Source organism: Candidatus Sphingomonas colombiensis, from assembly GCA_029202845.1.
GTDB lineage: Bacteria > Pseudomonadota > Alphaproteobacteria > Sphingomonadales > Sphingomonadaceae > Sphingomonas > Sphingomonas colombiensis.
This window is the reverse complement of record CP119315.1, coordinates 785,497-806,354: the sequence shown is the minus strand read 5'-3', so window position 1 is coordinate 806,354 and position 20,858 is coordinate 785,497. Positions and strand designations below refer to the sequence as shown.

General features: G+C 64.9%; 24 protein-coding genes and 1 tRNA gene. 13 read left to right on the top strand and 12 right to left on the bottom strand.

Annotated elements, in window-relative coordinates:
* Position 1: 1 nt before the first annotated feature.
* A complete protein-coding gene (locus tag P0Y64_03835; protein ID WEK43969.1) occupies positions 2-1,369 on the bottom strand; it encodes an MFS transporter in 1,368 nt (455 codons plus the stop codon).
* On the bottom strand, positions 1,366-1,893 hold the full coding sequence (locus tag P0Y64_03830; protein ID WEK43968.1) for a heme-binding protein: 528 nt from the start codon (positions 1,891-1,893) through the stop codon (positions 1,366-1,368). The genes P0Y64_03835 and P0Y64_03830 overlap by 4 nt, the downstream gene beginning before the upstream one ends.
* 277 nt (positions 1,894-2,170) lie before the next feature.
* On the opposite strand from P0Y64_03830, the gene P0Y64_03825 reads away from it, so the two are divergent.
* The 9 genes from P0Y64_03825 (at position 2,171) to P0Y64_03785 (ending at position 9,863) form a co-directional block, all read left to right on the top strand.
* Positions 2,171-3,004 (top strand): nuclear transport factor 2 family protein, encoded by an 834-nt coding sequence (locus P0Y64_03825; protein ID WEK43967.1) that lies wholly within the window; start codon positions 2,171-2,173, stop codon positions 3,002-3,004.
* A gap of 11 nt (positions 3,005-3,015) precedes the next feature.
* Complete coding sequence (locus tag P0Y64_03820) at positions 3,016-3,861, top strand: nuclear transport factor 2 family protein (GenBank protein ID WEK43966.1); 846 nt, start codon at positions 3,016-3,018, stop codon at positions 3,859-3,861.
* Between the two features lie 22 nt (positions 3,862-3,883).
* The gene (locus P0Y64_03815) at positions 3,884-4,801 is read left to right on the top strand and encodes a 2-dehydropantoate 2-reductase (protein ID WEK43965.1); all 918 of its coding nucleotides are present in this window, start codon (positions 3,884-3,886) and stop codon (positions 4,799-4,801) included.
* Positions 4,802-4,834: 33 nt separating this feature from the next.
* Positions 4,835-6,652, top strand: coding sequence for a CocE/NonD family hydrolase (locus P0Y64_03810; GenBank protein WEK43964.1), 1,818 nt, complete (start codon positions 4,835-4,837; stop codon positions 6,650-6,652).
* Positions 6,653-6,708: 56 nt separating this feature from the next.
* The gene (locus P0Y64_03805) at positions 6,709-7,941 is read left to right on the top strand and encodes a Rid family hydrolase (GenBank protein ID WEK43963.1); all 1,233 of its coding nucleotides are present in this window, start codon (positions 6,709-6,711) and stop codon (positions 7,939-7,941) included.
* Positions 7,942-7,961: 20 nt separating this feature from the next.
* A complete protein-coding gene (locus P0Y64_03800; protein WEK43962.1) occupies positions 7,962-8,267 on the top strand; it encodes a hypothetical protein in 306 nt (101 codons plus the stop codon).
* A 5-nt stretch (positions 8,268-8,272) separates the two neighbouring features.
* Positions 8,273-8,806 carry a 2,4'-dihydroxyacetophenone dioxygenase family protein gene (locus P0Y64_03795; GenBank protein WEK43961.1) on the top strand — a complete coding sequence of 178 codons (534 nt, stop codon included), beginning with the start codon at positions 8,273-8,275 and terminating at the stop codon, positions 8,804-8,806.
* Between the two features lie 110 nt (positions 8,807-8,916).
* Positions 8,917-9,003 (top strand) — tRNA-Leu (locus P0Y64_03790).
* Between the two features lie 80 nt (positions 9,004-9,083).
* Positions 9,084-9,863: an SDR family oxidoreductase gene (locus P0Y64_03785; GenBank protein WEK43960.1), complete on the top strand. Its 780-nt coding sequence runs from the start codon at positions 9,084-9,086 to the stop codon at positions 9,861-9,863.
* 6 nt (positions 9,864-9,869) lie between these two features.
* Here the strand turns inward: P0Y64_03785 and P0Y64_03780 are convergent, their stop codons facing one another.
* From P0Y64_03780 to P0Y64_03770, 3 genes are read right to left on the bottom strand one after another with little or no spacing between them, the layout of a single operon-like run.
* Positions 9,870-10,343, bottom strand: coding sequence for a cytidine deaminase (locus P0Y64_03780; GenBank protein ID WEK43959.1), 474 nt, complete (start codon positions 10,341-10,343; stop codon positions 9,870-9,872).
* Complete coding sequence (locus tag P0Y64_03775) at positions 10,340-11,014, bottom strand: GH25 family lysozyme (GenBank protein ID WEK43958.1); 675 nt, start codon at positions 11,012-11,014, stop codon at positions 10,340-10,342. Before P0Y64_03775 ends, P0Y64_03780 begins: the two co-directional genes overlap by 4 nt.
* 5 nt (positions 11,015-11,019) lie before the next feature.
* Positions 11,020-11,502, bottom strand: coding sequence for a UPF0262 family protein (locus P0Y64_03770; protein WEK44958.1), 483 nt, complete (start codon positions 11,500-11,502; stop codon positions 11,020-11,022).
* A 111-nt stretch (positions 11,503-11,613) separates the two neighbouring features.
* Here P0Y64_03770 and P0Y64_03765 point away from each other — a divergent pair, with 111 nt between their 5' ends.
* The 3 genes from P0Y64_03765 (at position 11,614) to P0Y64_03755 (ending at position 14,340) form a co-directional block, all read left to right on the top strand.
* Positions 11,614-13,110: a replicative DNA helicase gene (locus P0Y64_03765; protein ID WEK43957.1), complete on the top strand. Its 1,497-nt coding sequence runs from the start codon at positions 11,614-11,616 to the stop codon at positions 13,108-13,110.
* A gap of 13 nt (positions 13,111-13,123) precedes the next feature.
* Positions 13,124-13,570, top strand: coding sequence for a cupin domain-containing protein (locus P0Y64_03760; GenBank protein ID WEK43956.1), 447 nt, complete (start codon positions 13,124-13,126; stop codon positions 13,568-13,570).
* Positions 13,571-13,692: 122 nt separating this feature from the next.
* Positions 13,693-14,340, top strand: coding sequence for a hypothetical protein (locus P0Y64_03755; GenBank protein WEK43955.1), 648 nt, complete (start codon positions 13,693-13,695; stop codon positions 14,338-14,340).
* Positions 14,341-14,402: 62 nt separating this feature from the next.
* Here P0Y64_03755 and P0Y64_03750 read toward each other — a convergent pair whose 3' ends face one another.
* From P0Y64_03750 to cobA, 7 genes are all read right to left on the bottom strand, one after another.
* Positions 14,403-14,603 (bottom strand): hypothetical protein, encoded by a 201-nt coding sequence (locus tag P0Y64_03750; protein WEK43954.1) that lies wholly within the window; start codon positions 14,601-14,603, stop codon positions 14,403-14,405.
* A 55-nt stretch (positions 14,604-14,658) separates the two neighbouring features.
* Entirely contained in the window at positions 14,659-14,910 is a 252-nt protein-coding gene (locus P0Y64_03745; protein ID WEK43953.1) for a hypothetical protein, read from the bottom strand.
* Positions 14,911-15,001: 91 nt separating this feature from the next.
* Positions 15,002-15,760: a phosphoadenylyl-sulfate reductase gene (locus P0Y64_03740; protein WEK43952.1), complete on the bottom strand. Its 759-nt coding sequence runs from the start codon at positions 15,758-15,760 to the stop codon at positions 15,002-15,004.
* The gene (locus tag P0Y64_03735; GenBank protein WEK43951.1) at positions 15,753-16,190 is read right to left on the bottom strand and encodes a DUF934 domain-containing protein; all 438 of its coding nucleotides are present in this window, start codon (positions 16,188-16,190) and stop codon (positions 15,753-15,755) included. Before P0Y64_03735 ends, P0Y64_03740 begins: the two co-directional genes overlap by 8 nt.
* On the bottom strand, positions 16,183-17,817 hold the full coding sequence (locus tag P0Y64_03730; GenBank protein ID WEK43950.1) for a nitrite/sulfite reductase: 1,635 nt from the start codon (positions 17,815-17,817) through the stop codon (positions 16,183-16,185). The genes P0Y64_03735 and P0Y64_03730 overlap by 8 nt, the downstream gene beginning before the upstream one ends.
* Positions 17,817-18,113, bottom strand: coding sequence for a DUF2849 domain-containing protein (locus tag P0Y64_03725; protein WEK43949.1), 297 nt, complete (start codon positions 18,111-18,113; stop codon positions 17,817-17,819). The genes P0Y64_03730 and P0Y64_03725 overlap by 1 nt, the downstream gene beginning before the upstream one ends.
* Positions 18,110-18,898 carry a uroporphyrinogen-III C-methyltransferase gene (gene cobA / locus P0Y64_03720; GenBank protein WEK43948.1) on the bottom strand — a complete coding sequence of 263 codons (789 nt, stop codon included), beginning with the start codon at positions 18,896-18,898 and terminating at the stop codon, positions 18,110-18,112. Before cobA ends, P0Y64_03725 begins: the two co-directional genes overlap by 4 nt.
* 117 nt (positions 18,899-19,015) lie before the next feature.
* Here cobA and P0Y64_03715 point away from each other — a divergent pair, with 117 nt between their 5' ends.
* Entirely contained in the window at positions 19,016-20,842 is a 1,827-nt protein-coding gene (locus tag P0Y64_03715) for a DUF885 domain-containing protein (protein ID WEK43947.1), read from the top strand.
* Positions 20,843-20,858: the final 16 nt, after the last annotated feature.

Below are 20,858 nucleotides of genomic sequence, written 5' to 3'. Positions count from 1 at the left end.
ATCAAACTCCGTTGGAATGGGCTGGCTGGAAGTGGCGGTGGACGCTCAGCAGTGCGATCGCGGTGGCGCCCATCGCGACGAGCAGCATCAGGCTGAGCCCGGTTGCCCCGAGCGCGTGGAGCGCAAGCGCGCCGCCGAACGAACTGGCGATCGCGCCGATCCGCCCGACGCTGGTCGCGCTGCCGACACCGGTGGCGCGGATCGCGGTGGGATAGACGTTCGCCGCGAGCGCATAGAGTGTAGTCTGGACGCCGTTGATGAACGCGCCCTCGATGCCGAGGATCAGGATCAGCATCAGATGCGATCCGGCGGGATCGAGCGGGGTGGCGAGCATCACGCCGGCCCCCAGCACGCCCCCGATCGCCATCACGACCATCGGCAGCTTCGAGCCCTTGTGCCCGATCAGCCACGCGCCGGTCAGCGCGGCGATAACCCCGCCGATGTTGAAGGCGGTGAGGCCCTGACTGGAAAAGGCGAGATCGAACCCCGCATCGGACAGCATCGTCGGCAGCCAGCTGAACGCGGTATAGACCGCGAACAGGCATGCACCGAACGCCGCCCACAGCGCGATCGTGTCATGCCGCCATGCACCGGAAAACAGCGCGGCCAGGGGCGACTTGCCATGCTGGCCCTCATCCTGCTCGCCGATATCCACCAGTCGCGCATCGGCGGGCACGTCTAGGCCGACGCGCGCGAGCAGCTTGCGCAATCTGGGGGTGTCGCCTTCACGGCGCAGCAGGAAGCGCGTCGATTCCGGCAGGCACAGGATAAGAAGCAGCGCGACCGTTAGCGTCGCGCCGCCGGCAGCGGCGAACAACATGCGCCAGCCGAAGATCGGCAGCACCTGCGCCGCGATCAGCCCGCCCACCACGCCACCCAGCGGCACGCATACGATGCTCGCGGTCACGCCAAGGCTGCGGTTGCGCGCGGGGGTGTATTCCGAAACGAGCGCGGCGGCGTTGGGGAAGGCGGCGCCAAGCCCGATATTCGCCACCAGCCGCAACGCGCCGATCACGAACAGGCTGTTAGAGAAGGCGATGCAGCCGGTCAGCACGCCGAACGTCAGCACGCTGCCGACCAGCGCGGTCTTGCGACCGAAGCGATCGCCGATCATGCCGCCGAGCGCGGCGCCGAACATCATCCCGAACTGGCCGATCGCCATCACCGGCGACAGCATCTCCTTGGATATGCCCCAATCCTTGATGATCGCGGGCGCGGCGAATCCAAGCGACTGGTTGTCGAACCCGTCGAAGATCACCGCGCATCCGACGAGGAGCAGGACCAGCTTTTGGTAGCCGGTCCAGCGCCCCGCATCGATCGCCTTTCCGATATCGAAATCGATGCCGTGTTCGGCGGCGAACCTGCTCATTTGGCGGCGGCCATCCCGCCGGGCAGCGCATCCATCCCGGCCTTGGCGATGACATCATCCTCGCCAGCCATGCCGCCGCTGACGCCGATCGCACCGATCACCTGACCGTTGTAGGTGATCGGATAGCCGCCCGGGACGGCGACCACGCCGGGGATCGTGGCCATTGCCGCATTCTGCGACACCATCTGGCTGATCATCGCGGTCGGCGCCTTGAACATGATCGCGGTAGTCGCCTTGCCGAGCGCGGTGTCGATCGTGCCCATCGGTGCGCCATCGGTGCGGTGGAAGGCGAGCAGCTTGCCGGCATTGTCGACCACCGCGATCGACGAGCCCCAGCCGTTCGACGTGGCTTTGGCGATCGCGGCGTTCATCACCGCCTGCACGCCAACCGAACTCAGCACCGGCAGACTTTGTACCGGCGCGGTGGTTGGTTTCGGCCCCTGTTTCGGCTCGGCGGCGGCAAGCGGTTGCAGCGCGCAGGCGGCCAACAGCGCGGCACTGGCGTATTTCAGCGTGTTATTCATCGGCATCCCTCCCTTGATGATTCTGGATTGGGCGCGACCATGGTCGTTGCCTGCCAGCGCGTCTGACAAGCGATGTGATTGCAAAGCATCGCGTTGGACCACGAGTCGCCTCCCCCGAACCTTAATTCCGCGTGGCGGAAAAGCCGCCGCCGCTATTCTCGTTGGAACCAGCCTAACAGAAACTAGTGTGAGATCAAACTTGTTTGTTGCGTTCGTTGCTGGTAGCGATCACGCAACGAACGCCGGCCCGAAGCCGGAAATTACGAGGGAGGGACTGATGGCCGAATCGCCGCTTTCATTGCGTAATGCGGGTAAGGGCGCGCTGCTCGCCGCCGCTGCTGTGGCGGCCGTGACGGTTTCGTCGGCCGCGACCGCGCAAACCGCCGCCGAGCGCAAGCTCGCCGCGCTGGAAACGCGAATCGAGCGGCTGGAGGATCGCGCGCAGATCGACAATCTCACCCGCGCTTATGGCTATTATGTCGACAAGCAGATCTGGAACGAGGTCGCCGACCTGTTCTCCGACAATGCACGCGTCGAGATCGCCGGGCGCGGTGTCTATCGCGGCAAGGAAGGCGTGCAGCGCCTGTTCCTGCAATCGATGGGGGGCGGCCAGATCGGCCTGCGTCCCGGCGGGCTGTTCAACCATATGATCCTCCAAGGCGTCACCGATGTGGCGCCCGACGGCAAGACGGCGAAGGGCCGCTGGCGCGCCTTCGTCCAGATCGGCCAGCACAAGATGTTCGGCATCTGGTCAGAGGGGACTTACGAGAACGAATATGTGAAGGAAAACGGCGTTTGGAAGTTCAGCGACATGCACTTCTACGCCACCTTCTACGCGCCGTATGAGCAGGGCTGGGCGCAGGGTGCGCGGCCGAATAACGGGCCGAGCAAGGATGCGCCGCCCGACGCGCCGCAGTCTGTCCAGTATGACGTCTATCCGGGGCATTATGTGCCGCCGTTCCACTATCCGAACCCGGTGACGGGCAAGCCGTGGACGATCGAGGAAAGCCGCAAATACTCGACGACGGGCATGTCGCCCGCCCCCGCCGGGCCGCCGATCCAGCCGGGATCGGCGATGCCGCCCGCGCCGACCCCCAAGCCCGCACAGTGATCGGAGTGACGATGATGCATATCAGGACCTGGATGCGCGCGGGAGTTGCCGGCGCGATCGTGGCAACCGCCGTGGCCGCCATTCCGGCGTCGGCGCAATCGGCCAAGAGCATAGACGCTCGCATCGCCGTGCTGGAAAAGCGCGCCACGCTGCTGGAGGATCGCGCGCAGATCGAAAACCTCACCCGCGCTTACGGCTATTATATCGACAAGAAGGTGTGGGGTGAGGTCGTCCCGCTGTTCTCGAAGAATGCGGTGGTCGAGATATCTGGGCGCGGCGTTTACAAGGGCGCCAAAGGCGTCGACACGCTATTCACCAAGGTGATCGGTCGCAATCATCTGGGGCTCGCCGATGGTGAGCTATCCAACCATATGGTGCTGCAGGGCGTCACCAATGTCGCGCCTGACGGCAAGACCGCGACGGGTCGCTGGCGCGCCTTCATCCAGATCGGCATGTGGCAGAAGATGGGGCTGTGGGCCGAGGGCACCTATGACATCGGCTACGTCAAGGAAAACGGCGTGTGGAAGTTCAGCATGATGCGCTGGTACGGCACCTATTTCACGCCATATGACAAGGGCTGGGCGCAATCGTCGTTCGGCAACAACGGGCCGAGCAAGGATTTCCCGCCCGATGCGCCGCAATCGGCGCCATATGACGCCTATCCGGGCCATTATGTGCCGCCATTCCCCTATCCCAACCCGGTGACAGGCCGGCCGTGGACCCAGGCGGATACGGATCGTTACTCGACCAAGGGCATGGACCCGAGCGCGGCCGCCAATTCCTCGTCGGCGGGGTCGCCGCTGTCGCTCGAAAATCAGCGCCAGCCGCAACCCGCCCCGGCGCAGCCGCCGCGCTGATCGGCTCGGAAGGGGAGGGGCCATGAAGATCGCGGTGATCGGCGCGGGCGCGATGGGCAGCCTGTTCGGCGGGCGGCTGGCGCTTGCCGGGCACGATGTGCGGCTCGTCGATGTGAACCCGCCGCACATCGCCGCGATCAATCGCGATGGGCTGCGGCTCGATCTGGATGAGGGCGGGCTGATCGTTACCGGGATAAGGGCCGGGACGGCGGATGCGTTCGCGGGGCCGGTCGACCTGCTGATCGTCTTCACCAAAGGCTATCACACCGCCGACGCGCTGGAGGCCGCCGCGCATCTCACCGGCCCCGACACATGGGCGCTGACGCTCCAGAACGGGCTGGGCACCGGCGAGCGGATCGCCGACGCACTGCCCGGCGTGCCGGTCGCGATCGGGATGACGGATGTGCCGGCGGACTTGAAGGGGCCGGGGCATGTCGGGTCGCATGGCAAGGGCCATGTCCGGCTGTGGAGCCAATCCGGCACGGCGGACCCCGCGCTGGAACAAATCGCCACGGCGTTGAGCAAGGCGGGGATCGAGGCCCATGCCGATCCCGAGGTCGCCACCGCGATCTGGGAAAAGGTGATCTTCAACACGGTGATGAACCCGGTCGCCGCGCTCACCCGGCAGACGGTGGGTGGGATGGCGGGCCACCCGGACGGAGGGCCGCTCGCGGAGGCGATTATGGGTGAAGCGTTCGCGGTCGCGGCGGCGTGCGGCGTGCCGGTCGATCAGGCGCGGGTGCGCGCGATCATCGCGCACGCATGGGCCGAACACGGGCCGCATCAGCCATCGATGTTGCAGGACGTGCTCGCCGGCCGGCCGACGGAGATCGACTCGATCGCGGGGCAGCTGGCCAAAAAGGGCGCGGCGCACGGGGTGGCGACGCCGGTGCTCGATACGCTCACGCGGCTTGTCAGGATGATCAATCGCGCCGGGTGAACGGCGACGGAAAATTATTGGGGAGGGGTGTCGATGAAGGTCCGTAATCTGGTTCTCGTCGCGTTGCTCGGCACGGCATCGATGGGGGTGGCGGAGCCGCTCAAGGGGCCTGACTGGGCGAAGAAGGGCGAGCCCGGCCTGTCCGACGCGCGCTACAAGGTGGTGATCGAGAAGAATGTCCCCGTGCCGATGCGTGACGGGGTGAAGCTCGCCGCCGACGTCTATCGCCCCGACGCGCCCGGCAAGTTCCCGGTGATCGTGTTGCGGACGCCCTATAACAAAGCTTCGCCGGACGAGATCGCGAACTCCACCTGGTATGCCGAGCGCGGCTATGTCGTGGTGAACGAGGATGTGCGCGGGCGCTTCGCCTCGGGTGGCGATTACTACACTTACCGGCATGAGGCGCGGGACGGTTATGACACCGATGCCTGGGCCGCGACGCAGCCGTGGAGCAGCGGCAAGCTCGGCACGCTGGGCGGCTCCTATCTCGGCTATACCGGGCTGACGCAGGCGATCGGCGGCCATCCTGCGCTGAAGGCGGTGGCGACCGATGTGACCACCACCGATATCTACAACCATTGGGTCTATAGCGACGGCGCGTTCATCCTCGGCTTCTCGCTGCCATGGGGCGCGGGGACGGTGCATGATCGCACCACCGACGGCGGCGGCGCTTTCACCAAGCCCGAAGCCTATGCGCATCTGCCGCTCGGAACGGCGGATTCGGCGGCATATAAGGTCGATCAGCCTTATCGCGACTGGCTGGAGCATCCGCTGCGTTCGGATTCCTATTGGAACGGGATCAGCTTCGAAAAAGATGCGGCGAAGATCGGCATCCCGACCCTGGTGGTCAGTGGCTGGTATGACATCTTCCTGCGCGGCGCGCTTGGCGATCATGCCGCGATAAAGAACAACGGCAGCACCGCGCTTGCCCGCGCGCAGAAGCGGATCGTGATCGGCCCGTGGACGCACTTCAAGACGGTCGCGCCGCGCAAGGGCGGCTTTGGCGGCATGGCGACCGCCGATGACGTGGATTATGGCGCGGATGCAGATCTCAACGGCAATCTGCTCTATCTGCGCTGGCACGATCACTGGCTGAAGGGCGTGGACAACGGCGCGGACAAGGATCCGCCGGTGCGCATCTTCGTGATGGGCGAGAACAAATGGCGCGCCGAGAACGAATGGCCGCTCAAGCGCACGCGCTACACGCCTTATTATCTCGCGAGCGGCGGCAACGCGAATACGGCGGACGGCAATGGCACGCTGTCCACCGCCAAGCCGACGGGCGCGGACGGCGATCGTTATGATTACGATCCCGCCAATCCGGTGCCGACGCTGGGCGGCAATATCTGTTGCTCCTCGGTGCCGTCAGGCGCGCACGATCACCGCTCGGTCGAGAAGCGGGCGGACGTTCTGGTGTTCACCGGGCCGGTGCTGGACAAGACGGTCGAGGTGAGCGGGCCGATCCGCGCGAAGCTCTATGCGGCGAGTTCCGCGCCGGACACCGATTGGGTGGTGCGGCTGATCGATGTCGATCCCAGCGGCTACGCGCGCAACATCCAGGATGGCATCATCCGCGCGCGTTATCGCAAGGGCTGGGAAACGCCGGCATCGCCGATCGAGGCGGGCAGGGTCTATGAATATGACATCGATATGTGGGCGTCGAGCAACGCCTTCCTGCCGGGGCACCGCATCCGCGTCGAGGTGACGAGCAGCAATTTCCCGCGCTTCGATCGCAATCTGAACACCGGGGAAGATCCCGCGACCGGCACGCGAATGGCGGTCGCGCGCCAGCAGGTGCTCCATTCCGCCCGTTATCCCAGCCATGTGCTGCTGCCGATCATCCCGCGCTGACGAGGGTGGCGAAAAGTATTTGATCTGAAACATTATTTACAAGGGAACGACGGACCATGCGTAAGACTTTCGCTTTCGGTATGCTGCTGGCCTGTGCCGCTGCCCCCGCGCTTGCCGCCTCCAAGCCGGCTAAGGCTCCCGCCGCTGCTGCCGCCCCCGATGTGGTCGCGGCGGGCGGGCTCGTCTTCCCCTCGGCGGCCATGGGCACGCACGGCACCGCGCTCGATCAGGTCGATGAGATCGTGAAGACAATGGACGCGCGGCTGCGCAAAGCCGGCGCGGGCGGCATCGGCAACATGATGCAGCACACCATCTATCTGAAGGACGGCGCGGCCTCGCCGATGGATGTGCTTGGCCGTTTCCATGCCGATGCGCGCAAGCTTGCGCCAAGTCTGGTGGGTCAGCCGAGCGTCGGCACGATCGTCCGTGTGCCTGAATTCGCCGACAAGAACACGCTGGTCGCGGTCGATCTGTTCGCCGGGCCGGGCAAGGCGGCCGACTTCAAGCGCATCCCCTTCACCTTCGGGCCGAAGGAAATCGTCGAGACGATCGGCACCGGCCCCGTGGTGTTCACCGCCGGGCTGGAAGCGATGGATTTCCAGAATGGCAAGCTCGTGCCCGGCATCGACGAGCAGATCGACGTGATCGTCGCCAAGCTCGACGGGGCGATGAAGAAGGCCGGGCTGACGGTCGGCAACATGATCTCGCACAATCTCTATGTCACGCGCGGCACCGATCCGATCAACGTGATCGAGAAGTTTCACGCCGCGACGCGCAAATATTCGCCGGGGCTGAAGGAGCATCCGAGCGTCGGTACTTTGGTGCTGGTCGATGGCATGGCGGTGCCGGGCTTCCTGCTGGAAATCGACGCGATCGCCGCGAAGGACGATCCCGCGACGCTGAAGCGCGTGCCGTTCACCGAAATGCCGATGGATATCGCCAAGACGGTGCAGGCCGGCTCATTGGTGTTCGTCGCGGGGATGGAGGGCGTGGATTTCGATCACGGCGGCAAGGTGTCGCCCGATGTGATGGAACAGGTTGACGCGTCCGCGCGAAAGATCGCGGGCGCGTTGCGCGCGGCGGGCCTCTCCACCGCCGATCTCGTCAAATACAAGATGTATGTGAAGAAGGGTAACGACGCCAATGCGGTGCGCGCCCACTTCCGCAAGGCGCTGGCCAAGCTCGCCGGGGGCAAGCAGCCGCGCGCGGCCGAGACGTTGGTGGTGGTCGAAGGGCTCGCCGGGCCGTCACTGCAATTCGAGGTGACGGCTGTCGCCGCGCGCCGCTGATATCCAGAAGGAGAGGGTGTATGAAGAAGATTGTTGCATTGGCGCTGATGATGGCGTTCGCCGCGCCTGCGGTCGCCCAGACCGCGCCCGCCGCACCGGCGGCGACACAGGCTGCTTTCACGGTGGACGGAAGCTCGATCGAGACGCTCGCGGGTGATCCGCGCAGCAAGGCGGTGATCGACAAATTGATGCCGCAACTGCTCGGCCATCCGGCCTATGACCAGTTCAAGACAATGACGCTGAGCCAGCTCGCGCCGATGAGCCAGGGCAGCATCACCGACGATCTGCTCAAGCAGGTTCAGGGCGAGCTGGAAAAGATCAAGTAACCGCCATGTCCCGGGCCGCGACCAGCGAATTCTGGAAGGATATCCCGCCGATCGCGCGGGTGTTCCGCACGGATGCGATGCCGGAAACCTATATTCCGGACGCGGCCACGGATGACGAGCTTCACTATTTTCCGCTCAGCCCGACGGTCTTTTCACGCCCGCTGTGGATATCGCCGCAGCGGAACATGTGGGCCGACATATTGATGGCGAAGGAGGCCGGGCTCGTGAACCGGCATTATCATCCGCATCAGGTGTTCGCTTATACGATCCAGGGGCAATGGGGCTATCTGGAGCATGACTGGACCGCCAGCGCCGGGGATTTCGTTTACGAGAGCCCCGGCGAGGGACACACGCTGGTGGCCTATGACACCGGCGTGCCGACGAAGATCCTGTTCATCGTCACCGGGCCGCTGATCTGGCTTGACGAAAACGGCGACAGCGTCGGCCATTACGATGTTCACGATTATATCGCGGATGCGCGCGCGCATTACGATCGCGTGGGGATCGGCGCCGAATATATCGACAAACTGTTCCGCTGACCGGCGCGATCGAACTGTCATCGAGCATCACTTCTTGTCTGGAAATCCCCGAAAAGCTCTCTTATAGGCTCGCCTCGTTCGATCTCTGGCGCCTAAACGCCGGTCGGCATGCGGGTGTGGCGGAACTGGTAGACGCAGCGGACTCAAAATCCGCCTCTGGTAACAGATTGTCGGTTCGAGTCCGACCACCCGTACCAACAGGCGCGCCGACGCCGACTTGAAATCCCGCTCCCCTTTGTCCATCGCCGATCGTGAAAAGATCGGAAGAGGATTAGGCATGACCAAGCGTTTCGCGGGTAAGCACGTATTCGTGGCGGGCGCCTCCAGCGGGATCAATCTGGGGATCGCGCACGGTTTCGCAGCGGAGGGCGCAAAGCTAACCATCCTGAGCCGCAGCGAGGACAAGATCCAGGCGGCGGCACAGGAGTTGCGCGACGCGGGCGCCGAAGCGCTGGGGATTGCCTGTGACGTCCGCGACTATCCGGGGCTGGAGGCTGCCTATACGCAGGCGGTGGCGGCGCATGGGCCGATCGACGTGCTGATCTCCGGTGCGGCGGGCAATTTCCTCGCGCCCGCGACGAAGCTGAGCGCCAACGCCTTCAAGACGGTGGTCGATATCGATCTGCTCGGCACGTTCAACGTGTTCCGCGCTAGCTGGGACCATATCGTGAAGCCCGGGGCTTCGCTGATCGCGATCACCGCCGGGCAGGCCGTCCATCCGATGAGCTTTCAGATTCATGCGTGCGCGGCCAAGGCGGGCGTCAACATGGTGACCAAATGCCTCGCGCTCGAATGGGGGCCGGCGGGCGTCCGGGTCAACGCTATCTCGCCGGGGCCGATCGGCGATACCGAGGGGATGCGCCGGCTCGCCGATCCGGAGCGCGAGCAGCAGATCAAGGGGCGGCTCGCGCTGCGTGATTACGGCGCGAAAAAGGATATCGCCGACGCGGCGATCTTCCTCGCCAGCGCGGAGGCGAAATATATTACCGGCACGATCCTGAACGTCGATGGCGGCTCCGATCTGGGCGACGCCAGCGCCAACGCCGTGCAGGAATAAGCGGCCTCAGTCGGCCGATCGCGGCACGATGCCGAGATCGGCCGGCCCGAACGCATCGGGCAGCAATTCGGAAAGGCGATAGGTGACCACCGCATCGCCCTCCGCCGCGCCGCAATGGATGATCAGATCGCAGCCACCCATTTGCGCGGCCTCGTTGAGCACCTGACGGCAGCGGCCGCAGGGGTTGACGATGCCGGTGCCGGTTGGGGTGCCAGTCGCGTCCATCATTCCGCCGATCACCGCGACTTCGACGATATCGTTCAATCGCCCTGCCGCGCTGGCGCTGGCCACCGCGACCGTCTCGGCACAGAGCGACAGGCCGTAGCTCGCATTCTCGAAGTTCGCGCCGGTCACCACCGATCCGTCACGCATCAGCAGCGCGGCGCCGACCGCGAAGCGCGAATAGGGTGCATGGGCGTGAAGCGCGGCAGCGCGGGCGGCGGCGATCAGCGCGGCGCGATCACGGATATTGGCGGTCATGGTGCGGCGACGTCCCAATTGGCGGGGCCGTCGATACCGTCGACCCGGCGCATGTCGTTGGCGCGCCACATCCGCCACGGCCGGGCCGCATAGGAAGGCGCGAGGAAATTGCCGCTCGCCCACAGATTGCGGGGCAAAGCGGTGCTGATGTCATAATCCGATTCCACCGCGCGTGCGATGCGCAGCAGCACGGGCTTGCGCATATGTGCCTCGATCGTGGTGGCGAGGAGCCGTAAATCCGCGAGCAAAGCGTCGCGCTCGGGCCGGATCGCGCAGCCGGGATCGTAGCTGATGTCGATCGCCACCGGCAGCGCACCCGAATCGGCAGGGACGAAGGTGTTGAACGCATTGGCCTGTTCGCGCGCCGGCTGGCAGAAGGAATAGACGTGGATCGCACCACGCCGCATCCCGGCCGTCTCGACTCCGTGCCAGTTCGTCTCGAACGCCTGATCGCGCTGGTTCATGCCGTGCGTCGCCACGACATAGGCGAAATCGGCCCCGGCGGCGGAGACGGCGTTCCACTCGATCTCGCCATCACTGGCGCTGACGTCGACGCCCTGCACCGGATAGCGTTCGACCGAGGGATGCCAGCGCGTCGCATATTGCCACGCCGCCACGCCCGCCAACGCAAGCGCAGCCACGATCAGCACGAAACGCCCCAACCCCCACATTACATTCAACCCTTGATGTGCAGCACGCAGATGAGCGTGAACAAGCGGCGCGCCGTATCGAAATCGATCTCGATCTTGTCGATGAGCCGTTCCTTGAGCAGCTCGGCCGCGTCATTGTGAATCGCCCGGCGGGCCATGTCGACCGTCTCGATCTGTTGCGGGGTCGATTGGCGGATCGCCTGAAAATAGCTGTCGCAGATCGCGAAATAGTCGCGGATCGGGCGACGGAACCGGCCCATCGCGATGATATGCGTCTCCAGCGGGGCGCCATCCTCGCGCCGGATCGCCATCGCCAGCCGACCTTCCTCCACCGAAAGCGCAAGGCGATAGGGGCCGGCATAACCGTCGGGATGCGCGCGCCGCGGCGCGAAATGATTGCCCTCGATCAGATCGAAGATCGCGATCCGCCGCTCCTGCTCGATATCAGCGGAGCGCCACAGGATCGTGCGCTCGTCCAGTTCGACATCAATGATCCGCGGATCGGCCATTGTCGTTGCGATAGAGACGAACTTGGCCCGCGACAATCCGGCCGCCTTATCCACATCATTTGACGCAATCCGGTTTGAGCCGAGCGCGGTGCGGGCGTAGAAGCTGGCCGGATGGCCACTCTCGCGTTCCAGAACCCGGCGGCAAATCCCGCCGAGCCGATCCACTTGCCGCGCAACGTCGAGGCGGAAGCCGCGCTGCTGGGCGCGATGATGATCGACAATCGCCTGGCGGACGACATCGCCGACCGGCTGGATCCGAGCCATTTCTACGAGCCGCTGCACGGCCGCATCTTCGCCGCGATCAAGACGCTGCGCGGCAACGACATGCTCGCCACCCCGGTGACGCTGCGCCCGATGTTTGACGCGGATGAGGGGATGAAGGAACTGGGCGGGCCGGCCTATCTCGCCAGCCTCACCGGATCGGGCGCCGGCCTGATCGGCGCGCGCCAGTTCGCGCAGCAGATTTACGACCTTGCTATGCTCCGTGCGCTGGTGTCCGTCGGGCGCACGCTGGTCGATCGCGCGATGGATACATCCGAGGAGGTCAATCCGCGCGCGCAGATCGAGGCGGCGGAGGAGGAGCTGTTCAAGGTCGCCGGCGATGGTGGCGCGGAGAACAGCGTCAAGACGTTCGTTCAGGCCACCACCATGGCGGTGAAGATGGCGGAGCGCGCGCTCAATTCGGGCGGCAACCTCTCGGGCGTCACCACGGGGCTCGATTCGGTCAATTCAAAGATCGGCGGCATGCACCATTCGGACTTGATGATCCTTGCCGGCCGCCCCGGCATGGGCAAGACCTCGCTCGCCACCAACATCGCCTTCAACGCCGCGCGCCGCTGGATGCGCGACATGGCGGATGGCATCCCGCCGTCACAATCGGTCGGCGCGAAGGTCGCGTTCTTCAGCCTCGAAATGTCCGCCGATCAGCTCGCGACGCGTATCCTTGCCGAGCAATCGGGGATCAGCTCGGAAGCGCTGCGCATGGGCAAGATCAGCCGCGCGGAATTCGAAAAGCTCGCCACGGCGGCGGCGGAGCTGGAAAATCTGCCGTTCTTCATCGACGATACCGGCGGCCTGTCGATCAGCGCGCTGCACACCCGCGTCCGGCGGCTCCAGCGGCGCCACAATAACGAGCTGGGGCTGGTGGTGGTCGATTACCTCCAGCTGCTCACCGGCAGCGGCAAGACCGGCGATGGCAATCGCGTGCAGGAAATCTCGGAGATTTCGCGCGGGCTGAAGACGCTGGCGAAGGAGATGAACGTGCCGGTGCTGGCGCTGTCCCAGCTCAGCCGCGCCGTCGAGCAGCGTGAGGACAAGCGCCCGCAGCTTTCCGATCTTCGCGAATCCGGCTCGATCGAGCAGGACGCCGACATGGTGTGGTTCGTGTTCCGCGAGGATTATTACGTCGGGCAGAAAGAGCCGAAGCGCCCGATGGAGGGCGACGACAGCCGCGTGTTCGAGGATCACGCCAAATGGGCGAGCGACATGGAACGCGTGTTCGGCCTCGCCGAACTGATCGTGGCCAAGCAGCGTCACGGCTCCACCGGCAAGGTGGTGCTCCGCTTTGACCCGACTATCACGCGCTTCAGCGATTACGCCGGCTATTGAGAAAGGGCGGAGGATGCCACGGATCGACCTCGCGAAGATTCCTGGGCAGACCGGTAGTGGCTATCCCGCGCCATTCGATCAGGCCGCCGGCGCACGCGTCTATCGCCGGCTGGAGGGCGCGGGCGGGATCACCGATTTCAACGTCAGCCACGTCGAACTGCCGGAGGGCGCATGGTCGAGCCAGCGACATTGGCACGAGGGAGAGGATGAGTTCCTCGTCATGCTGAGCGGCGCGGCGACGCTCATCGACAATGGCGGCGAAACGTCGCTGGCGCCCGGCGATTGCGTTGCTTTTCCAAAGGGTGACGGCAACGGCCATCATCTGATCGGCGGCGCGGGCGGGTGCGTGTTCGTCGTGTGGGGCGTGCCCGAGACCTCGACCTGTCATTACCCCGACATCGATCTCGCGCTCGATGGGGCCAGCGGGCGATATACGCACAAGAACGGGACGGCATATTAAATGCGCGTCCGGCCCGCTTTGGCCTTGTCAGGCGCGTGCCCGCGGGTGATCGTGCCGCCGCTCAAGCAGAAGCATGACCACGAGTCGCGTTGCCGGTTTGTATCGAGCGCGGGAGATGTTTGGTGAGCATCAATTTCGATCAGCGACCGCATTCGCCGCACGGCGCGCCAGCCGTGCATCAGGTTCTCCGCCGGACCACGATCAGTTTCGGCCCGCTGAATATCGTCCGCGAGGAGCATCGCTATGGTGCGGAGGCGGCGGGCACGCGTTCCGCGCAGCGACGCGGTTTCGGGAACTGGTATCCGATCGGCCTTGCCGCGCTTCTGTGCGTCGGCGCGGGCGGGATCGCGATCGCCGCGACGGGCGGCCCGGCGAAGGGCGATTATGTCGTCAGCCTTCCCGTGCCGGATTCCGTGCCGATAATGACATCCCATCGGACGACCAAGGCGCCTTCCCGCCATGTGCATCGGGCTGTCCGTGCTCCGGAAGCCGCTGAAACGGCCACCGCGGATAGCGACGGGACTGAAAACGCGCCCGACCAGACCGTGAGCAAGATCAGCCGTGCCGCCGCGATCGAGGCGGCGCTGCGTTCGGGCGAGATGCAGGAATGGAGCGCCGGAACATCGGGCGAGGCCGGTTTCGTGGTGGCAGGGCCATCGGATCGCGTCGGCACGCGGGCCTGCCGCGATCTGTCGATCCTTACCCGCTCACCCGGTTCGCCTGATCGGGTGGATCAGCGCCGCGAATGTCGGACGCATATTCCCAGCTGAGTTCAATATCCCCGCGCGCGCCACGAACGCCGATCGAACGATCGCGGTAGCGGGCGACCGTCTCAACGCCGCCGGGTTCTGGACGTCATGCCGACCCAAAATCCGAAGCCCGCGCCAATTACCGCAAAGCCTTGCAACAGCAGCAGCGTTGTTTTGAGCAGCGGCACATTTTTCGAGATGATGGCCGCTGCGAACATCACCAGCAGGAAGATCGCGACCGCGAACAGGGTCGTCGTGATCCGTGACACGTTGATATCGGTCATAATCTGCTCCCGCGATCGCGCTCCTTATCTATCACGGAGGACGGGGGGATGAAAATCAGCGGCGTTTGCTTTCCCGCTCGCCGCGCCGCCGCAAACAGGCCACTAGTGCCGCGACGCCCAGGTTAAGCGCCAGCGCGCCCGTAACGATCCACAGCAGCGTCATCGCGCGTTCGTCGCCGGTGGGGCAGGAGCGGCCGAGTTCCGGGAGGCAGCCGCCGACGACCGTGCTCAGCATCATCAGCCCGGCGAGCAGCCAGATCGTGGCGGTGAGCGCCCATCCCAGACCTGTGATGTTCTCGCGTGGCATCGTGCCTCCACCTGAAAACCTGGCCGCAGCTCGGAATTGTCGGCGATGGACTGCGGCCCCGATCCACCGGCGTTCGGGCACAGCCCGTTCGTCAGAATACCGGCTCCTCACCGGGCTTGGTCGGCAAATGGATGCCGCATTCCACCTTGTCCCAGCCACGCCAGCGGCCGGCGCGCGGATCTTCGCCGGGCAACACCTTCGACGTGCATGGCTTGCACCCGATCGACGGATAGCCATCCGCTTCCAGCGGATGATGCGGCAATTCATGTTGCTCGAAATAGGCTTCGAGCCGCGCCCGATCCCAATCGGCGAGCGGATTGATCTTCAGCCGGCCTTCGTCGATCTCGAAGCGCGGGATTCCCGCACGGGTCTTCGACTGGAAGCCCTTGCGCCCCGAAATCCACGCATCGAACGGCGCAAGCGCGCGGCGCAGCGGCTCCACCTTGCGGATATCGCAGCAGCCATCGGGATCGTAGGACCAGCGCAGGCCATTGGCGTCCTTCGCCGCCAGGATGCGCGGATCGGGGCGATAGACGCGCAGATCGGTGAAGCCGAGCCGCTCTGAAAGTTCGTCGCGATATTCCAGCGTCTCACCGAACATCTTCTGCGTATTGGTGAATATCACCGGCACATCGCGATCGACCTCCGCGATCATGTGCAGCAGCACGGCGGATTCGGTGCCGAACGAGGAAACCGCCGCGATCCGGCCCTTAAGCTCGCCCGCCAGCAGCTCCGCCAGCATATCCTGTGTCGACACGCCCGCGAACCGCGCCTCATAGGCATCGGCATCGGCGGCGACGAACGCCGGCATCACGTCGATCGTGTCGAGCACGCGGGCGGGTTCACCCATGGCGCAGCTTCCACACCGGCACCGCGGCGTCGGCGGCGGGCTGGTAGCGGAAGGCATAGCGATCGAGCGTCGCCTGAAGCACCTCGGGGTCGATCGGGGCGTTGGGGGCGAAACTGTCGAAGCCGCAGCGGCGCATATGATCCATCTGATCGACCAGCACATCGCCGGCCGCGCGCAACTCGCCCTTGTATCCCGCCTCGCGCAGGATGCGCGCCGACGAATAGCCGCGTCCATCGCGGAAACGCGGGAAATCGACCTCGATCAGCGAGATATGGTGAAGATGCGGCAACAGCGCGCGCGCATCCTCCCCAGCCTCCAGCCGCACAGCCGAGGAATTGGCCTGATCGAGGAACGCATCAAGCGTGACGGCCGGCTCCTCTGTCGGCTCGTCGTCGCGGAAGCGCAGATCGGCGGGAATGAGATCAGCCATAAATTGCTTCCTTGAAAGGTTCGAAACCGACGCGGCGATAGGTATCGAGGAAGCGTTCGCCTTCCTCCCGCACGGCGAGATATTTGTCGGTCACGCGTTCGACCGCGTCGACGATGCCGTCTTCGTTGAAGCCGGGGCCGGTGATCTTGCCGAGGCTCGCATCCTCCGCGCCCGATCCGCCGAGCAGGAGCTGATAATTCTCCGTGCCCTTACGATCGACGCCGAGGATACCGATGTGGCCGGCGTGATGATGGCCGCAGGCGTTGATGCAGCCCGAAATCTTGAGCTTCAGCTCACCCAGTTCGCGCTGGCGGCCAAGATCGGCGAAGCGTTCCGCGATCTTTTGCGCCACCGGGATCGAGCGGGCATTGGCGAGGCTGCAATAATCAAGGCCGGGGCAGGCGATGATGTCGCTGATCAGATCGAGATTGGCGGTGGCCAGCCCCGCCTCATCGAGCGTCTGCCACAAAGCGTAGAGATCGGCCTTGCGGACGTGCGGCAGGATGATGTTCTGCGCATGGGTGACGCGCAGTTCGTCGAACGAATAGCGTTCGGCGAGATCGGCCATCAGGTCGATCTGCTCGGCCGACGCATCACCAGGGATGCCGCCGACCGGCTTCAGGCTGATGTTGACGATCGCATAGCCCGGCGCCTTGTGCGGCTTCACATTCTGATCGACCCAAAGCGCGAAATCGGGATCGCCGAGATCGAGTTCTTCCGACAGCCCGGTCTCGAACGGCGGGGCGGTGAAATAAGCGGCGATGCGGTCGAATTCCGCCAACGGCACATCCGATCCGTTGTTCAGGATATGCTGCCACTCGGCCTCGACGCGGCGGGTGAATTCCTCCTGCCCGAGATCGTGGACGAGGATCTTGATCCGCTGCTTGTGGATATTGTCGCGGCGGCCGCCGCTGTTCCACACGCGCAACGCCGCCTCCAGATAGGAGAACAGGTGGTTGGCGGGGAGGAACGGGCGGATCAGCGGGGCGACGAACGGCGTGCGGCCCATGCCGCCGCCGATATAGACTTCGAAGCCCAGTTCACCGGCGTCGTTCTTCACCAGTTTCAGCCCGATATCGTGCAGCCGGATCGCCGCGCGATCCTCATCCGCCGCCGTAACCGCGATCTTGAACTTGCGCGGCAGATAGCTGAATTCGGGATGGAAGGTGGTCGCCTGCCGCAGTAGCTCGGCCCAGGGGCGCGGATCGGCGATCTCGTCCGCCGCCGCGCCGGCATATTGATCCGACGAGAGGTTGCGGATGCTCTCGCCGCTGGTCTGGATCGCGTGCATCTCCACCGTCGCCAGTTCGGCGAGGATGTCCGGCGCTTCCTCCAGCTTGATCCAGTTATACTGGATGTTCTGGCGCGTGGTGAAATGGCCGTAACCGCGATCGTATTTACGCGCGATATGGCCCAGCATCCGCATCTGCTGGCCGTTGAGCGTGCCATAAGGAATGGCGACGCGCAGCATATAGGCGTGGAGCTGGAGATAGAGGCCGTTCTTCAGCCGCAGCGGCTTGAACTGATCCTCGGTGATCTGCCCCGCGAGGCGGCGGCGCACCTGATCGCGGAACTCGTCGACGCGGGCATCGACGATCGACTGGTCATATTGGTCGTATTTATACATCAGATCACCCAGTTGCCGGCGTTGGGATCGGCGGGTTTGAGCGTGAGATCGGGGCGCACGGTGGGGCCGAGCGCGCGGATGCGATCCTTGATATGCGCGGGGCGTGGGCCTTCCGGCGTGGCGGTCGCGTCGATCACGGCGGGGCCGTTGACGCGCCGCGCGCCCTCCTCGGCCTGCGCGATCGCCTCGCCATGATCGGCGACGTCGACGGCTTCCTCCACATGGCGCGACCAGCCTTCGCCGGTCCACCAGATCACGTCGCCGGTGGGCAGGTCGTTTCCGGTCAGTAACTTCACGCAAATGTCTCCGCGGTTTTCGCCCAGCGGGCGAGCTTGTCTTCGGCGTCGCTCAGTTCCACCACCTCGCCGACGACGATGATCGCGGGGCTTTCGACATCCTCACGCCTCACCATCGGGCCGAGATCGGCGAGCAACGTCTTGAGCGCGCGATGGCCGGGCAGCGTGCCCTTCACCAGCACCGCCACGGGCATGTCCGGCGCGACGCCATCGGCCATCAACTTGTCCGCGATCTGCTCGGCGGTCGCGACGCCCATATAGATGACGAGCGTGCGGCCCTGACCGGCGAGGCCGGACCAATCCTGTTCGGACAGCCCCTTGCACTGGCCGGCGACGAAGCTGACCGCGCTGGAATGATCGCGATGCGTGAGCGGCAGCATCGCCTCCGCCGCACAGCCCAATGCGGCCGACACGCCGGGAATTACCTCGACCGGCAGGCCGGCGGCGCGAACCGCCTCGACCTCTTCACCGCCGCGCCCGAAAATGAACGGATCGCCGCCCTTGAGACGGACGACGACGCTGCCCGCCTTCACATGCGCGATGATCAGCGCGTTGATCGCCTCTTGCGGCAGGGTGTGGCGTGCGCGCCGCTTGGCGACCGAGATGCGCTGCGCGGTGGCCGGCGCGAGATCGAGCACGCGCATGTCGATCAGGCCGTCGTGGACCACCACGTCCGCCTGTCGCAGCGCCTCCGCCGCGCGCAAGGTGAGCAGGCCGGGATCGCCGGGGCCGGCGCCGACAAGGATGACGCGCCCGCGCGCGTCCGGATCGAGAAGGCTTGCCATGATGTGAGGGCAGATGGCGCGCGGCGGCGCCCACAGCAACGGAGGCTTGCTTTGCCGCGGCCTAGACCAGCTTTTCTCTACCGAAGAAGTGTTATATTCGGATGGTACACTTCGAGGATGAGGATCACGCCCGTGCGTACATTGTTTGTTGCCCTGCTGCTCGCGGGCTCCGCTCCAGCCATCGCCGCTGCGCAGGTCGTCCCGCCGCCCACGCCGTTGCCGGGGGACGGGCCCGAGGATGCCAGGCTCAAGCAGCTGTTCCACGACAGCGACGAGGCGAGCCTGAAGCGCAATCCGGTCAACGGCATCTTTCGCGGGGATCTGCGCTATGCCGCGCATCTCGGCGATTATCTGACCGATGCTTATTACGATGCCGAGAAAAAGGCCGGAGAGGACGATCTAGCCGCGCTGAAGCGGATCGATCGGGCGAAGCTGACGCATGTCGACCAGATCGCCTATGACGTGTTCCTCAACCAGACCGATGTGGGCCTGCGCGGCTATGCGCCCGATATCCTGCGGCTGCAGAAGCTGCGCCCGCTCGATCATTTCTTCGGCTTCCAGACCTTCTATCCCGATTTCGCCTCCGGGCAGGGCGCGGCGCCGTTCAAGACGCTGGCGGATTATGAGAACAATCTGACGCGCAACCGCGAATATGCCGAAGTGCTCGATCGGGCGATCGGCCTGTTCCGCGAGGGCGAGAAGGCGAATATCGTCCAGCCCAAGCTGGTCGTGCGCAATATGATCGATCAGTTCGACAATTTGATCAATCAGGGGGTCGAGGGATCGGTGTTCTACGGCCCGGTCAAGAAATTCCCCGATACGATCTCCGCCGCCGATCAGGCGCGGCTGCGCGCGGCCTATGCGGCGCAGATCCGTGACGTGCTGATCCCCGCGCACAAGCGGGTGCGCGATTTCCTTGCCAACGACTATCTCGCCCATGCGCGCGACAGCGTGGGCCTGTCCGCGATGCCGGGCGGAGCGAAACTCTACAGCTATCTCATCGAATCCAATACCACGCTGCCGCTGAAGGCGGAGGACGTTCACCAGCTCGGCCTCAAGGAAGTCGCGCGTATTCGCGCCGAGATGGAGGTGCAGAAGGGCAAAGTGGGCTTCAAGGGCACGCTGCCAGAATTCTTCACCTTCCTGCGCACCGACAAGAAGTTTCAGCCGTCTTCCGCCGACCAGCTTCGCCAGGACTATGAGGCGATCGGCAAGCGCATAGATATGCGCGTGCGCGAGCAATTCTCGCTGATCCCCAAGACCCCGCTCGAGATCCGCGCGGTGCCGGCGTATAAGGAAAAGACCGAGGCGGGTGGCTCATATCAGGGCGGCACGCCGGATGGTTCCCGGCCGGGCGTCTTCTATTACAACACCTATGACCTTCCCTCGCGCTACATGTGGGAGATGGAGACGCTGTACCTGCATGAGGCGGTGCCGGGGCATCACTTTCAGATCAGCATCGCGCAGGAGAATACCGCGCTTCCCGCATTCATGCGCTTCGGCGGCAATACCGCCTATGTCGAGGGGTGGGCGCTTTACGCCGAGTCACTGTGGCACGATCTCGGCATGGAGACCGATCCCTATCAGCGGATGGGCGGGCTGAACGACGAGATGCTGCGCGCGATGCGGCTGGTGGTCGATACCGGCATCCACGCCAAGGGTTGGACGCGGGATCAGTCGATCCAGTATATGCTCGACAATTCCCCGATGGCGAAGACCGACGCCACCGCCGAGGTGGAACGCTATATCGCGATTCCGGGGCAGGCGCTGGCGTATAAGATCGGCCAGCTCACGATCTCGCGGACCAAGGTCAAGGCGAAGGCGGCGCTGGGCGACAAGTTCGATCCGCGCGCCTTCCATGCGCAGGTGCTGGATACCGGTGCGCTGCCGATGCCGGTGCTGGAGGAGAAGATCGACGCCTGGGTGAAGACGGGGGGCAAGTAAGGGTCTGTTTGGAATG

Bases quoted from the DNA above. Each gene is read 5' to 3' on its own strand.
- P0Y64_03810 (WEK43964.1), top strand. From the start codon at position 4,835: ATGAAGGTCCGTAATCTGGTTCTCGTCGCGTTGCTCGGCACGGCATCG.
- P0Y64_03815 (WEK43965.1), top strand. From the start codon at position 3,884: ATGAAGATCGCGGTGATCGGCGCGGGCGCGATGGGCAGCCTGTTCGGC.
- P0Y64_03770 (WEK44958.1), bottom strand. From the start codon at position 11,502: ATGGCCGATCCGCGGATCATTGATGTCGAACTGGACGAGCGCACGATC.
- P0Y64_03780 (WEK43959.1), bottom strand. From the start codon at position 10,343: ATGACCGCCAATATCCGTGATCGCGCCGCGCTGATCGCCGCCGCCCGC.
- P0Y64_03785 (WEK43960.1), top strand. From the start codon at position 9,084: ATGACCAAGCGTTTCGCGGGTAAGCACGTATTCGTGGCGGGCGCCTCC.
- P0Y64_03825 (WEK43967.1), top strand. From the start codon at position 2,171: ATGGCCGAATCGCCGCTTTCATTGCGTAATGCGGGTAAGGGCGCGCTG.
- cobA (WEK43948.1), bottom strand. From the start codon at position 18,898: ATGGCAAGCCTTCTCGATCCGGACGCGCGCGGGCGCGTCATCCTTGTC.
- P0Y64_03830 (WEK43968.1), bottom strand. From the start codon at position 1,893: ATGAATAACACGCTGAAATACGCCAGTGCCGCGCTGTTGGCCGCCTGC.
- P0Y64_03735 (WEK43951.1), bottom strand. From the start codon at position 16,190: ATGGCTGATCTCATTCCCGCCGATCTGCGCTTCCGCGACGACGAGCCG.
- P0Y64_03835 (WEK43969.1), bottom strand. From the start codon at position 1,369: ATGAGCAGGTTCGCCGCCGAACACGGCATCGATTTCGATATCGGAAAG.
- P0Y64_03740 (WEK43952.1), bottom strand. From the start codon at position 15,760: ATGGGTGAACCCGCCCGCGTGCTCGACACGATCGACGTGATGCCGGCG.
- P0Y64_03760 (WEK43956.1), top strand. From the start codon at position 13,124: ATGCCACGGATCGACCTCGCGAAGATTCCTGGGCAGACCGGTAGTGGC.
- P0Y64_03795 (WEK43961.1), top strand. From the start codon at position 8,273: ATGTCCCGGGCCGCGACCAGCGAATTCTGGAAGGATATCCCGCCGATC.
- P0Y64_03715 (WEK43947.1), top strand. From the start codon at position 19,016: ATGAGGATCACGCCCGTGCGTACATTGTTTGTTGCCCTGCTGCTCGCG.
- P0Y64_03775 (WEK43958.1), bottom strand. From the start codon at position 11,014: ATGTGGGGGTTGGGGCGTTTCGTGCTGATCGTGGCTGCGCTTGCGTTG.
- P0Y64_03765 (WEK43957.1), top strand. From the start codon at position 11,614: ATGGCCACTCTCGCGTTCCAGAACCCGGCGGCAAATCCCGCCGAGCCG.
- P0Y64_03730 (WEK43950.1), bottom strand. From the start codon at position 17,817: ATGTATAAATACGACCAATATGACCAGTCGATCGTCGATGCCCGCGTC.
- P0Y64_03750 (WEK43954.1), bottom strand. From the start codon at position 14,603: ATGACCGATATCAACGTGTCACGGATCACGACGACCCTGTTCGCGGTC.
- P0Y64_03745 (WEK43953.1), bottom strand. From the start codon at position 14,910: ATGCCACGCGAGAACATCACAGGTCTGGGATGGGCGCTCACCGCCACG.
- P0Y64_03820 (WEK43966.1), top strand. From the start codon at position 3,016: ATGATGCATATCAGGACCTGGATGCGCGCGGGAGTTGCCGGCGCGATC.
- P0Y64_03800 (WEK43962.1), top strand. From the start codon at position 7,962: ATGAAGAAGATTGTTGCATTGGCGCTGATGATGGCGTTCGCCGCGCCT.
- P0Y64_03805 (WEK43963.1), top strand. From the start codon at position 6,709: ATGCGTAAGACTTTCGCTTTCGGTATGCTGCTGGCCTGTGCCGCTGCC.